Annotated in this window: 10 protein-coding genes; 2 read left to right on the top strand and 8 right to left on the bottom strand. The window is 41.6% G+C overall.

The window, feature by feature from the left end; translation table 11 throughout:
* Window positions 1-122 precede the first annotated feature (122 nt).
* The gene (locus ACO6S2_RS16890) at window positions 123-1919 is read right to left on the bottom strand and encodes an acyl-CoA dehydrogenase family protein (protein ID WP_422359734.1); all 1797 of its coding nucleotides are present in this window, start codon (window positions 1917-1919) and stop codon (window positions 123-125) included.
* A 264-nt stretch (window positions 1920-2183) separates the two neighbouring features.
* Between ACO6S2_RS16890 and ACO6S2_RS16885 the strand changes: the two genes are divergently transcribed.
* The gene (locus tag ACO6S2_RS16885) at window positions 2184-4625 is read left to right on the top strand and encodes an ABC transporter permease (protein WP_422359733.1); all 2442 of its coding nucleotides are present in this window, start codon (window positions 2184-2186) and stop codon (window positions 4623-4625) included.
* A 30-nt stretch (window positions 4626-4655) separates the two neighbouring features.
* Here ACO6S2_RS16885 and ACO6S2_RS16880 read toward each other — a convergent pair whose 3' ends face one another.
* Window positions 4656-5729 (bottom strand): helix-turn-helix domain-containing protein, encoded by a 1074-nt coding sequence (locus tag ACO6S2_RS16880; RefSeq protein WP_422359732.1) that lies wholly within the window; start codon window positions 5727-5729, stop codon window positions 4656-4658.
* 118 nt (window positions 5730-5847) lie between these two features.
* On the opposite strand from ACO6S2_RS16880, the gene ACO6S2_RS16875 reads away from it, so the two are divergent.
* Complete coding sequence (locus tag ACO6S2_RS16875) at window positions 5848-6360, top strand: hypothetical protein (protein WP_422359731.1); 513 nt, start codon at window positions 5848-5850, stop codon at window positions 6358-6360.
* Window positions 6361-6394: 34 nt separating this feature from the next.
* Here the strand turns inward: ACO6S2_RS16875 and msrA are convergent, their stop codons facing one another.
* The 6 genes from msrA to ACO6S2_RS16845 form a co-directional block, all read right to left on the bottom strand.
* Window positions 6395-6925, bottom strand: coding sequence for a peptide-methionine (S)-S-oxide reductase MsrA (gene msrA, locus ACO6S2_RS16870; RefSeq protein ID WP_422362454.1), 531 nt, complete (start codon window positions 6923-6925; stop codon window positions 6395-6397).
* A gap of 271 nt (window positions 6926-7196) precedes the next feature.
* Complete coding sequence (locus ACO6S2_RS16865; RefSeq protein WP_422359730.1) at window positions 7197-7955, bottom strand: LytR/AlgR family response regulator transcription factor; 759 nt, start codon at window positions 7953-7955, stop codon at window positions 7197-7199.
* The gene (locus tag ACO6S2_RS16860) at window positions 7952-9028 is read right to left on the bottom strand and encodes a sensor histidine kinase (protein ID WP_422359729.1); all 1077 of its coding nucleotides are present in this window, start codon (window positions 9026-9028) and stop codon (window positions 7952-7954) included. The genes ACO6S2_RS16865 and ACO6S2_RS16860 overlap by 4 nt, the downstream gene beginning before the upstream one ends.
* A gap of 167 nt (window positions 9029-9195) precedes the next feature.
* Complete coding sequence (locus ACO6S2_RS16855) at window positions 9196-9864, bottom strand: hypothetical protein (protein ID WP_422359728.1); 669 nt, start codon at window positions 9862-9864, stop codon at window positions 9196-9198.
* 19 nt (window positions 9865-9883) lie between these two features.
* Complete coding sequence (locus ACO6S2_RS16850; protein ID WP_422359727.1) at window positions 9884-10306, bottom strand: DUF2141 domain-containing protein; 423 nt, start codon at window positions 10304-10306, stop codon at window positions 9884-9886.
* 13 nt (window positions 10307-10319) lie between these two features.
* Window positions 10320-12473 (bottom strand): TonB-dependent receptor, encoded by a 2154-nt coding sequence (locus tag ACO6S2_RS16845; RefSeq protein ID WP_422359726.1) that lies wholly within the window; start codon window positions 12471-12473, stop codon window positions 10320-10322.
* Window positions 12474-12542: the final 69 nt, after the last annotated feature.

Here is a 12542-nt window from a genome sequence, read left to right as displayed (position 1 = left end):
CAAGTCTCCTCTCGGGAGGGGACTTGACTTTCATTGGGTGTGCGAAAAAGAAAAAGGCCGCTCTCGTTAGAACGGCCTTTAGATACTAAATCAAACAATTGTATTTTTGGATTTGCGCTTAATTAAAGAGCGTATTGGTTTTTGCTAATCAAATGATCAGCGATTTCTCTTCTTAGCTGCTTGATGTTTACAGGATTCATTTTGGTAAACCTTTTCAATCCCATCAACATTACTTTTTGTTCGTCTCCGGTAGCGAATGAAGCTATCGCGTCTTTACCCGCTTTGTTGATTTTCTCAACAGCTTCATACAAATACACTTTGGCAGCGTTTACTTGCATTTTGGTAGCTTCTTCGCCATTCATGCTCACTAATTTTTCTGCTCTCAAAAGCGCTGACTCCGCTGCGTAGATTTCAATCATCATGTCTGCTGCATTCATCATGATCTCTTGTTCTTCTTCCAGCTTTGGGCCAAAAGTCTGTGCTGCTTTACCAGCCACCATCAAGACTGCCTTTTTCAATTTTTTCAAGACATCTTTTTCTTCAGCGAATGGCTTTGAAAGGTCAGGAACTTCGAAAGAAGGCACCGAAACCAATTCTTTCGCAACTGCCATGGCAGGCTCCATAATATTCAATTCTCCTTTCATTGCTCGCTTCATGATCATTCCGACCATCAACATCCTGTTGATTTCATTGGTGCCTTCATAAATTCTTGTAATACGTGCATCTCTATAGGCTCTAGCCATTGGCGCCTCTTCTGAGAATCCCATGCCACCATACACCTGTACGCCTTGGTCTACTACATAGTCTAGCATTTCAGATCCATGTATTTTGATAATTGCACATTCTATAGAGAACTGCTCAAAACTCTTCAATTTTGCTTCAGCAGGATCAATGCCTCTGCCAATCATATCTTCGATCTTGTCGTCAATATTTTGTCCACCTCTGTAGGCGGCAGATTCAGTTACCCAGGTTTTGATTGCCATTTCAGCCAATTTGTGCTTGATCGCACCAAAGCTGGAAATAGGCGTGTTGAACTGCTTTCTTTCATTGGCATAATTGGTTGACTGTGAGATTACTTCCTTACATCCTCCGATCACACCAGCACCTAATTTGATTCTGCCAATGTTCAAAATATTTACTGCGATTTTGAAACCATTCTCTCGTTCCGAAAGCATGTTTTCAACGGGAACCTTACAGTCGTTGAAGAAAATCTGACGAGTAGAAGAGCCTTTAATGCCCAACTTCACTTCCTCGTCATTCATAGTGATACCACCATAAGTTTTTTCTACCAAGAAGGCGGTCAATTTCTTGTCGTCCTCGATTTTTGCAAATACGATCAAAAGATCAGCGAATCCACCATTAGAGATCCACATTTTTTGTCCATTAATTACATAGTGTTTGCCATCTGCTGTCAATTCCGCTTTGGTTTTGCCGGAGTTGGCATCTGATCCTGCATCAGGTTCTGTTAGACAGTAACATGATTTCCACTCACCTGTGGCTAACTTGGGTAAATATTTTTTCTTTTGCTCTTCATTGCCATAGTAGAGTACGGGCAAAGTTCCAATGCCTGTGTGTGCACCGTAAGCTGTAGAGAAAGACCCTGTAGCTCCGATTTCGTCTGCAATAAGCATTGAGGTGTTGAAGTTCATGCCCAGTCCGCCATATTCTTCTGGAATAGACACACCTAGTAGCCCGAGCTCACCAGCCTTTTCCATGAGCGAAGGCATGAGCCCCTCTTCTTGCTTTTCAATTTTTTCTATGTTAGGGTTGATTTCCTTTTCAATGAAATCCTGAGTAGCCTGAGCCATCATCTTTTGCTCTTCGGAAAACTCCTCTCTGATGAAGATGTCTTCTGCCTGTGATTCTTTGATGAGAAATTCTCCTCCTCGAATCGATCTTTTTTCCGCTGTGGTTTCCATATCTTTTTCTTTATTAATGCTTAAAGTTAATGACTTTTCTTTTGTTATGCATGCATAACAAATTCAAATATATAAAAAAATAGTATGCATGCATAACAAATTGAGTTTCTTTTTTTAGAAATCAGCAAAAAGCCGACATATATGAGTTTTACACAACCGCTTGTATCTACAAAGTTCCATTCTTCAAAACCGAAGCTGGTTTGTAATAAGAAAGGGTTATCTAGTACTAACCATTAGAACAAACTCAAACTTAAACACTCGGTCATGCTCAAGAATTACATCAAAATTGCCATTCGAAATTTATTTAAGCACAAAGCTTTTAGCCTGATTAACATCGTCGGCCTGGCCGGTGGTTTGACTTGTTGCTTGCTCATTTTTGTATTTGTCAATGACGAATTGAGTTATGACAAATTTCAGAGTAAGAAGGATCGAATCTATCGGTTGCAGTACTTTATTCAAGAATTTAACATTGGTAGGGTACCTCCTGTATTTGCCGAGCATCTCAATGACTTCTTTCCTGAAGTTGAAAAAACTACCAGACTCTTTACAAGGGGAATCAGCGTGCAAGTAGGTGGAGCGAATGGCGAGATGAAAAAGTTTGAGGAGGAAAACTTCTTCTTCACGGATTCGTCTACATTCGAAATTTTTGATTTCGAATTTTTAGAGGGGGCTACAGAACTACCACTGCAAGAACCGTTTACTGCTATCATCACTGATCAATTGGCAAAGAAATATTTTGGTAATCAATCTGCTATTGGTCAAACCATAAAAATGGAAGGTAAGCCATTTCGTGTGACGGCGGTAGTGGCTGAATATCCTACCAACTCTCACTTTCATTTCAATGCTTTGGTGCCTTATCAAAATATGTATGATCTGGAGCCGGAGCCGTTGGCTACAGGCTTGCGCCAAAATTTTAAACTTAACTGGATGGTGTCACATTCGCCGACTTATGTGCTGCTAAAAGAAGGCGCAGACCCCGAAGCCGTGAATACCCGATTTGCAGACTTTGTGACGGAAAAAATCCCTGAAAATATGCAGAAGGGCCAATCCTTCAAGATTCAACCTTTGCTGGATATTCATTTGAATGATGAAGTGGGTGCACAGCTAGAACCATCGGGCAGCAGGGTATTCCTTTTTGTGTTTATGGCGGTTGGCGCTTTGACACTCCTGATAGCCTGCATCAATTTCGTGAATTTGTCTACCGCGCGATCGCTTCAGCGTACCAAAGAGATAGGCATGCGAAAAGTGATGGGTGCCTGGAAAGGTAGCTTGGTTACTCAATTTCTAGGAGAGTCCTTTGTGACGGCAGGAGTAGCAGCCATAGTGGCCTATCTTTCGTCAGTATTTTTATTACCCATTCTTAATGAGGTGACAGGCAAGGAACTGGAGTTAGGTGCACTATATCGCCCAGAGATTCTTCTTGGTTTTATAGGGTTGTTCTTAATCACGAGTTTATTGGCTGGACTGTATCCGGCATTTTTTGCGACCAGGATATCGCCAATCTATAGCCTGAAAGGTTTGAGTGGTAGTGATGCTAAGGGAGGGCTGTCGTTCAGGAAAGGATTGATTGTGATTCAGTTTTCGATTTCTATTCTTTTAATATCAGGTACGCTGATTGTCTATGACCAGTTGAGTTTTTTGCAAAACAAGCCTTTGGGTTTGAATAAGGATCATATGATTACTGCTCCAGTGATGAGTGCCAACTTTAACAATGTGTTTGGCGCGGTGAGTGAAGACAAACGAAAAGCCATGGATGCTTTCGAAACAGAGCTGACCAGTATACCTGGTGTACTTGCCAGTACCTTGTCAGCCGGAATCCCGGGAGCAGGTGTTGCACATAGAAACGTCATCCCTGACGGTTTTACAGCAGAAGATAATCTGCTGGCACCTGTGCTTTCTGTAGACTTTGATTTTATTAGTACTTATGGCATCCAGATCATAGCTGGGCGCGATTTTTCAGAGGAATTTGAAACGGATCCACAAGCTGCCTTTATCGTCAATGAAACAGCCATAGATACCTACGGCTTTGGTTCGCCGGAAGAGGCACTAGGCAAATCTATCAATGTAGAAGGTAAAATAGGTAAGGTAGTGGGCGTGGCTAAGGATTTCAATTTTATGCCCTTGTCGCAAGCGCTGGGCCCAATGATAGTAGATATCCGAGTACCGGCTTTCACTCATTTTTCCTTTAAGATTCATAATCAAAATATACCGGAGACTTTAAGTGCGATTGAAATGGTATGGAATAAACACTTTCCTACTGAGACATTTGATGCCCAGTTTTTAGACGAACAACTGCAACAAAGCTATGGTGAGCAAGAGCAGCTGGGTAAGCTTATTGGTAATTTCTCCATTTTGGCGATTCTTATTTCTTGCCTTGGTTCTTATGGTATGATCATGTTTATTGCCGGACAAAAGATGAAGGAGGTAGGCATACGAAAGGTGCTTGGCGCTTCGGTTTCGGGATTGGTATTGCTCTTATCGCAGCGGTTTGTGTTACTCGCTTTGGGTGCGATGCTGATCGCCATTCCTGCCGCTTATTATCTGGCCAACTCATGGTTGGATGAGTTCGCTTATCGCGTAGATATCTCTTATTGGAATTTTGGTATCGCCAGTCTAGTCACTATCGCTTTGGTTTTGGCGACTATCAGCTTCCAGTCTATTCGTACGGCTAGGGCCAATCCGGTGAAGTCTTTGAGGCAGGAGTAGCCTTGTATAAACCTATATGGTTTGAAAACCTTAAAGGTTTGTTTTCCTATACTTCGCCGGAGTAGTCCCTGTTGCTTTTTTGAATGCGGCATATGCTACGGATGGTGACTGAAAGCCTGACTCTTCCATTAAGGCCTGTAGTGTATAGTTGCCGGCTTTTGGTTCTTTCAGTTTTTTCATCAAGTCTTTAACTCTATAGTGATTTACAAAGTCAAAGAAGTTTTGATTCATTCCTTGATTGAGTGTTTGAGAAATTACACGACTGTGTAAACTGGCCTTGTCGGCCAACTCAGTAATGGTCAATTTTGGATTTGTATAAAGAGCTTTGTTGGTGATCGCAGATTCAATTTTTTCCTTGTAAAGTAGAAGGTCTTCTTTAGATAATTTCGATTGGTTATAACTGGTGAGTTTAACGAACAGTTCAGGATTCTTGAAGGTTTTATAACCCAAGTAGCAGGTAAGAATTGCAAATCCTAAGGTCAGATTAAGGCCTATTGCATCAAGTACTTTTTCCACTAAGACGGAATAGACCAACAGAGATAATCGAAAAATTAAAATGGTCAAGAATAAGGCTAGTATAATTTTAATCCAACTTAGATCATGCTTCTCGAGATTTGAGAAATTTTGTTTGGCATGTTGGTTATAGGTTCTAATTAATGAAAATGAAGCTACGATATACCCGAGCCATTGAAGTACGAATGTGAGAAATGCAAAATGGTTTATCCTACTCATATCTTCTGGCCAGAAGAGGAGGCCTCGACTCAAAATCAAAACTGCATACAAAAGGAAGGGCATAAAGTGAATGAGCCATCTATAGTTTATCAAGTCTGATATCCTGCTTTTAACGAATAAATAAATGGCTGGACCCATCAGCAGCAAGGCACCATTGGAAATTTGCTGATAAAAATCCATGGCATCCATATAGTAGGAAAGTCGGATAATGGTATTGAATGTGGTGAGTGCGATAGCTATCAACAACAAGGATAGCATTCTGTTTGATGTGCGATAAGATGTTTTTTGATTCCAAAGTAGGATGGCAAGGAAAACGCTAAGACCAAAAAATATGGCGTTGATTAAAATTGACACATCATGAATCACTATCATAATTCAATTTTACACAAATATTTTATTCGGATACCTGTATTCGAACATCTGAATACTTAAAAAGATCGCTGTTCGTAAGAATTGGTCGTTGATTTGGGCATTATCAAAAAATCAAAAAATGTATTTCAACAAAATGTTATCTAACACCTGTTTATTTTTTCTGTTGTGGAGTTGTAGTGAGAAAGATCTGATCAAAACAACTGTATTGACTAGTAGTGGAAATGAAATTTCTATGGACGGCATCTGGCGCTCTAATTGTATTGACTTTACTGATTTTAGATTGAACGAGACTTTTGACTTTGATGGCAAGGGTCTTATCATTACTATTCATCAATATACTGGAGAGACTTGCGAAAATTCTGATGCGACCGAAACTGTCACTATTATTTTTCAAACCCTTGAAACCATTATAGCTCAACTGAATGGGTCTGCCGTGGTTGCCAACAAGGTGAAAGGCACACAAACATCGAGCAGTGACAACAAATCCAGTGAATTCAAACAGACGTTCTATGTCGATGATGCATCAGGAGTGAATGTCTTATATCATGGAATCTTTGGGGATGATGGCGGTAAATTATCTTCCGACGGTTATCCTGTGCAATTGCATCCGTTCGCTATTGTGAAGGAGTAGTTCTATTTAAACCTATAGGGTTTACTGTTGTTAATTACCCCTTCAATTTATCCTTAAATACTTTTTTAAACTTCTCTACTTTGGGACGAATCACAAAGTTGCAGTAGGGCTGTGAGCCGTTGAGGCTGAAGTACTCCTGGTGGTAGTCTTCGGCAGGGTAGAACGTGTCTGCGGCGGTGATCTCGGTGACGATCGGGTCGCTCCAGGCACCCGAATCATTCAGTTGGGTTTTGTATTCAGTAGCCAGTTTCTTTTGTTCCTCATTGTGATAAAACACGGCCGAGCGATATTGTGTGCCCACATCATTACCCTGACGGTTGAGGGTGGTAGGGTTATGTGTTTTCCAGAAAACCTCTAGCAATTCATCGAATGTGATCACAGCCGGATCATAAGTGATTTGTAAAACCTCAGCATGACCTGTCGTACCCGAACAAACTTCTTTGTAGGTAGGGTCTTTTACTTCTCCACCCATGTAGCCGGATACGGCTTTTGATACTCCTTTTAATTCCTGAAATATGGCCTCTGTACACCAGAAGCAGCCATTGCCGAAAGTTGCTATTCCCATGTTTTTAGTTTGTGCTGAAAGCGTGTGGGCAAATATGAATAATAAAATGAAAATCTGAATATGCATAGTAAAAGGGTTTGTTGCAGATACGGGAAATTATCAATGAAGGGTGAGATTTGGTTCGGTGCCTTTTGGAAAGCGTCATCCCACGGCGATAGTCCGGGGGATCTGTATGGTAGGACATCAGGTGTCAGAGAACCTTCTGCAAATCATCGGCAGATTGCCCGTATCCCGATAGCTATCGGGACGGACAATGACGAGGTGAAAAGTGCTATCGATCCAACCAATCTTTGAATTGAGCGACTTTATCTCGAGAGACGATCAGATCATCGGCATTGAAATGGTGCAATTCCAATTTAAGTCGGCTGTTGGAGTAGGTGATGATGTCTTTGATGCCGTCGATATGGATCAAATATTTTCTATTGATCCTAAAAAAGGACTTGGGGTCTACTGCTTCTTGAATTTGATCCAAGGTGAAGTCTATGATGTACCTCTTGCTTTCTTTGGATAGAAGATAGGTCGCTTTGTTCTCACTCAGAAAAATCTCGACCTCTTCTGTCAGTACCGATTTTAGATGTTCACCTACTTTGATCACAAATCGCTCCTTGTAGGATTTGTTTTGTTGTTGCATCAGTTGCATGAGTGCGGATACATCTACTGATGGAGTGCTTGACTGCTTTTGCTTGTTGAACTTATCTAGGGCTCGCTGCAAATCAGCCTCCATCATGGGCTTGAGAAGATAATCGACACTGTTGACTTTGAAGGCATCAATAGCGTATTGATCGTAGGCTGTCGTGAAGATGATTGGACAGTCGATTTCCACTTGCTTGAAGATTTCAAAACTCAAACCATCCGCCAGTTGGATGTCGAAAAATGCAAGATCAGGAGAGGTATTGGTTTGAAACCATTCTACCACGGACTGAACAGAATCTAAATGTTCAACCACCTGAATCGTCTTGTCCAATTCGTTCAGCAGTTGGATCAATCGATCTGCCGCTATGCCCTCGTCTTCTACAATTAGTACCTTCATGATTCTAGTGTAAGGATGGGCACGGTCACTTTGAAAACATTTGCAGAAGGTGCTACTTCCACTTTTTGATCAGATAACATTTCATATCGAGAAATGATGTTGCTTAACCCCAATCCACTGGAGTCTTGTTTCGCTTTTTGAATAGGGTTGATGTTGTTTTCAATACTAACGAATCCGTTGTTCCTTTCTATAGATATTTTGAGTTGATTCTTTTTCGAAATTTCATTGTGTTTGATACAGTTTTCAATGAGCATTTGTAGCGTTACCGGTGGTACAGATTCGTTTGAATCAAAATTTTCCATGTTTATATATTCCACTACGAAATTATCCCCAAACCGAATAGTGTTGAGGTAAACAAAGGACTTAAGAAAGTCGACTTCAGTTTGTAATGGTACCACTTCGTCGTTTTGATGATCCAGCACATAGCGATAGACCTGAGAGAGCTTTTGAATAAAGTCTACCGCCTTGCCTTGATCCGCATAGACCAATGAGGTTAAAGCATTCAAACTATTGAAGAGGAAGTGCGGGTTGACCTGTGTCTTGAGTGTTTCGAATTTAGATTTAAGGTTTTCGTTTTTCAGACGCTCCACGTCGATGGCTGCTTGTCTCCATTCTAAAAAGAAGCCCCTGCCATGGCCCCATAAGGCTATTACCACAGTGATAACCATCGGGACCAGAAGCATGCCGAAAATGCTCTGATTTTCAACTACTTTAGAAAAACGTACGTCCAGGACAAACTCAACAAAACAATAAATAATGATTAGTGAAACGATGGGTGTATAAGTGAAGATGGCCAGAATGCCAATCGACATACGTTGGACTGGATGATCGAGCCACGTCCATCGCTTGTCTATCCAATAGATAATAATATTATGGCCATTAGAAATCAGACTCCAAAAGGCATACGATACACCCCAACTTTGCATGAAAGTAATGTAATCTCCTTCTCTAAGATTATGGAAATCGTAAAAAATGGTGATTACCAATGCTCCAAGAAATGGAATGGTAAACCAAGTCTGGATGAGTGCCTTGGGGTCTTTCGAAATACTGCTACAATAATTGATGTCTGACATGATTCGAGTTAAAGTTGCAAAATAATGGAGGCTGGCCTAAAAGCGAAATGACAAGTAATTCATCGTCATAGGCGAGAGATTCTGAGTTCTAGAAATACCCTCAGAGTTCCTTGCAAAAGAACTCTGAGGGGTTTGAAACTTCTGTAAGATCTCCCCTGATACCTACTTTACTCCTGAGATTCGGTTTTTGCTAATGCCGTTTCGCATTGTTGTTTGTACTGCTTGGCACTATAGATCCCCCAACTTGGAGCTATACTTGACTCTGGCTTTTCAGATTCAAATAGGGCGATGGATTTGTCTACCAATGCGCAGGCATCTCCTACGCCTGTTCCAAAAAACTGAGCGGTTCCAAATAGCATTTGTCCCATAAAGAGATTAGCTCGAGGGTTGTTTGGATTTAATTCCATTGCTTTTCCAAAATCCGCCATGATCTTTGGCGATAATGTTTGGCCTCTCGTGCCTGGATCTACACCTATTTTTATCATATTGATAAAGCCTTGTAGGGCAATAAGTTCTGAATTGTTTTCTGAAAGCGTAGAGGCCTTGCTCAATGAAACCAGGGCTTGGTCCAATGCCTTGTCCTTAGTTTGTAAGTCATCAATTTTAAATGCTTTGAATACATAGGACAGCGAAGCGTAATAATAAGGCTCCCATTCTGAACTTTCTGCCTGGCCTATACGGTCAAATTTATTGGCGGAGGCATCCAGCGCTTCCAGACTTTCTGCCTGGAATATGCCTGGAATGCTGGCCTCCATGGTTTTTATATATTTTTTGTTTTGTCCATTGGCAAACATGGCCGCAAATACAAGGACGATAAGAATGTTTAGAGATTTCATAGTATGATGTTTAGTTGAGTTATTTGATTTTGATTTCAATTTGTTTGTTGCCATTCACTTCGAATTGACTTTCGTTGAAATCGGCGGGACCGAACATGCCACGGGCATCATTCGAAAAGCCATAGGCTTCAGTTGGGATTCCAAAGGCACCAGTGTCCAATTCACCGTTAGCATTGGCATCATGAATGACGGCAACGGCATACGTGCCTTCTGGAAGGTCTTTGAATTCGACTTTTACTTCAGCAGTATTATCAATCGATACTTGTTGCTTCTGGCCTTTTTTGAGCCAGTTGCCTTCAGAGTCGAAGAGTGTAACTTCGAGTACACCGTCTGTGTTTTTCATGTTTTTGATGACAACAGTTAGTTCGTTTTGACCATCTGCTGCGAGTATAGAAAGTGTGGCTACCACAATTCCCAATACAGTTAAAATTGACTTTTTCATGAGTTTCTATTTGTTATAAATTTTCAAGGTTGTTTTTGTTCTTGTCTTTGGTCAGGGTAATGAACACCCCGAGGAAATAAAATCTTTTGGCCGGCTGTCCCACAGGTCTCGATTCATAGACGCCATTTGCATTAGGATTGTCTGCATAGTCGTACCCGAATACATTGTCGCGTCCTAGTAGGTTGGTTGCGGAGGCGTAGATGATGAAGTTAGGCTTGAATAAGTAAGCGAAGTTGAAGCTCAAGTCCGAGTAATGTTTGGTTTGACTTCCATTGAAATCATCTATGTTGGGGTCGTCGTATGGTCGACCATTGTTGTAGGTAAAAGAAGCCCCTACCTGGGTTCTAAGGTCGGGCAACCAGTGCTTATACACTATTGCGAAGTTGTGACCTGCCGCGAATGTGGGCTGAGCTTGGTATGGAAAGTCACGGAAGTCTCGCTCTGTATCAATATAGGAGTAAGAAACCCAGTAATCTACATTTTTGAAGGTTTTGCTGTCTCTCCAGAAGAGATCAATACCTCTGGCATAGCCACCACCGTTGTTGTTGAAAGTGGTTGGGTTATATGGGTCATTACCATCAAATTTCACCAAGTCATCATAATTTTTGTAATAAACCTCTGAGCGAAAGGTTCTGCCATTGTTGATAGTCTGATAGCTGAGCATGTAGTGATCGGCCCGTTCGAAACTCATTTGCTGTGAGCGGAGCAAGAGGTCTCGTGTTGGCATCTGGTGAAACTTTCCGTAGGCCCATGACAGCTGCGCATTTTCTCCGGTTTTCAAAGCCATAGATAGTCTCGGAGAGAGCGCACTTTCGCTGAAAAGAGAATAGTGTGAATAGCGCAATCCACCACGAATGGTCAAGCTATTGGTCAGGTAGTAGTCAGCTTCGGCAAACCCAGCTGAAAGATGATTGGTGTAGTCAGGAGTAAATGTGCCTCCATTTTCAATGACTGTTTTTTCTTCGTGCTTCGTGCTCATGATTTCGCCGCCTACTTTTATAGAAAGACTGTTGATGTCAGAAGTGAAGTAGCCTTTGGTATGTACACTATTTTGGGTGTCTTTCACATGAGCCTCATTAAAGATCACATCAGTATAGGTTCTTCCGTAGGAGGTGCCTACATAAGCTGTGCTGTTTTCTCCTATAGCCCTTCTGTAACTTGTGTTTAGGTAAAAATTGTTATTGCCCATGTCTGTATGATCATAGCCTGTTTGATTCAAACTTTCCTGATTGATTACAAAGGCGCTGTGGTCGTAATTGGCATACACTTTTAGCATGTCGTTTTTACTCAGTTTCTGACGGAGCATGAATGTGCCACTTTGTGATGTGTATCCATCCTCCCAGTCGTAGGCCTGGTCTACAAGATTCATATAGGGATCAAGGTTGGTGTAATTCACCTGGCCAAATGCAGAACCATTTTCCCACTTTTGAGTGTGTGAGGCATCTACACCCACAGTCATAAAGGACAGGTCTGTTCTGGTTTCGTCGGCGATGTCATTCGAATTCAGAGACAGTACTGAAGACAAGGCCTGACCATACTCGGCTGAATAACCTCCGGTGCTAAAGAAAGTTCCCTTGAATAGGAAAGGAGAGAATCTACTTCTGGATGGAACATTATTAGGAGCTGGTGTGTAAAAGCTGTGAACCAAAATACCATCTATGAAAGCCTGGGTTTCCGCAGCAGTACCACCGCGCACGAATAGCCTTCCTGATTCACCATTGGTAGAAGTGCCAGGAAGTTTACTTAGTGCACCAGGGATATCAGCGAGAGCACCTGCAGTCATTGCAATGTCTAGTGGTTTCAGAACCACTGCTTTTTTCTCATCGCTGGCTTCGAAGCTGCCTGCAGTGATGGTCACCCCCGAGAGTCGGTTCACTTCTTCTTTCAACTCCAGGTTGAGAGTAAATGACTTGGATAAGTCGACGATCTGCTCATGCTTTTTGTATCCGATAAAACTAGCCACCAAGGTTTGTTGTCCTGATTCGTAAGTGTCAAACGAATAGTTGCCGTTCATATCGGTGGTGGCACCATCGTAGGTGTCTTTGATAAATACATTAACCCCAGGGAGGCCTTCGCCGGTAGGGTCAGTGATTCGTCCTTTGATCGTAGTAGCTTCGGTGAGTAGTGAAGCGCCTATTAAGATTAGTGTTAAAATTGATTTGGTCATCTGAGTTTTAATTTTTTGATGCTTCAAAACTCAGAATAGCTGATTGTAAATAGAATTGTAAATCGGTAA

The organism is Reichenbachiella sp. (assembly GCF_965233835.1).
Classification (GTDB): domain Bacteria; phylum Bacteroidota; class Bacteroidia; order Cytophagales; family Cyclobacteriaceae; genus Reichenbachiella.
The sequence above is the reverse complement of the archived record's forward strand: the minus strand, read 5'-3'. Positions and strand labels throughout refer to the sequence as shown.

Coding starts and splice junctions, on each gene's coding strand:
- ACO6S2_RS16845 (WP_422359726.1), bottom strand. CDS start 12,473: ATGACCAAATCAATTTTAACACTAATCTTAATAGGCGCTTCACTACTC.
- ACO6S2_RS16855 (WP_422359728.1), bottom strand. CDS start 9,864: ATGAAATCTCTAAACATTCTTATCGTCCTTGTATTTGCGGCCATGTTT.
- ACO6S2_RS16885 (WP_422359733.1), top strand. CDS start 2,184: ATGCTCAAGAATTACATCAAAATTGCCATTCGAAATTTATTTAAGCAC.
- ACO6S2_RS16875 (WP_422359731.1), top strand. CDS start 5,848: ATGTATTTCAACAAAATGTTATCTAACACCTGTTTATTTTTTCTGTTG.
- msrA (WP_422362454.1), bottom strand. CDS start 6,925: ATGGGAATAGCAACTTTCGGCAATGGCTGCTTCTGGTGTACAGAGGCC.
- ACO6S2_RS16865 (WP_422359730.1), bottom strand. CDS start 7,955: ATGAAGGTACTAATTGTAGAAGACGAGGGCATAGCGGCAGATCGATTG.
- ACO6S2_RS16850 (WP_422359727.1), bottom strand. CDS start 10,306: ATGAAAAAGTCAATTTTAACTGTATTGGGAATTGTGGTAGCCACACTT.
- ACO6S2_RS16890 (WP_422359734.1), bottom strand. CDS start 1,919: ATGGAAACCACAGCGGAAAAAAGATCGATTCGAGGAGGAGAATTTCTC.
- ACO6S2_RS16860 (WP_422359729.1), bottom strand. CDS start 9,028: ATGTCAGACATCAATTATTGTAGCAGTATTTCGAAAGACCCCAAGGCA.
- ACO6S2_RS16880 (WP_422359732.1), bottom strand. CDS start 5,729: ATGATAGTGATTCATGATGTGTCAATTTTAATCAACGCCATATTTTTT.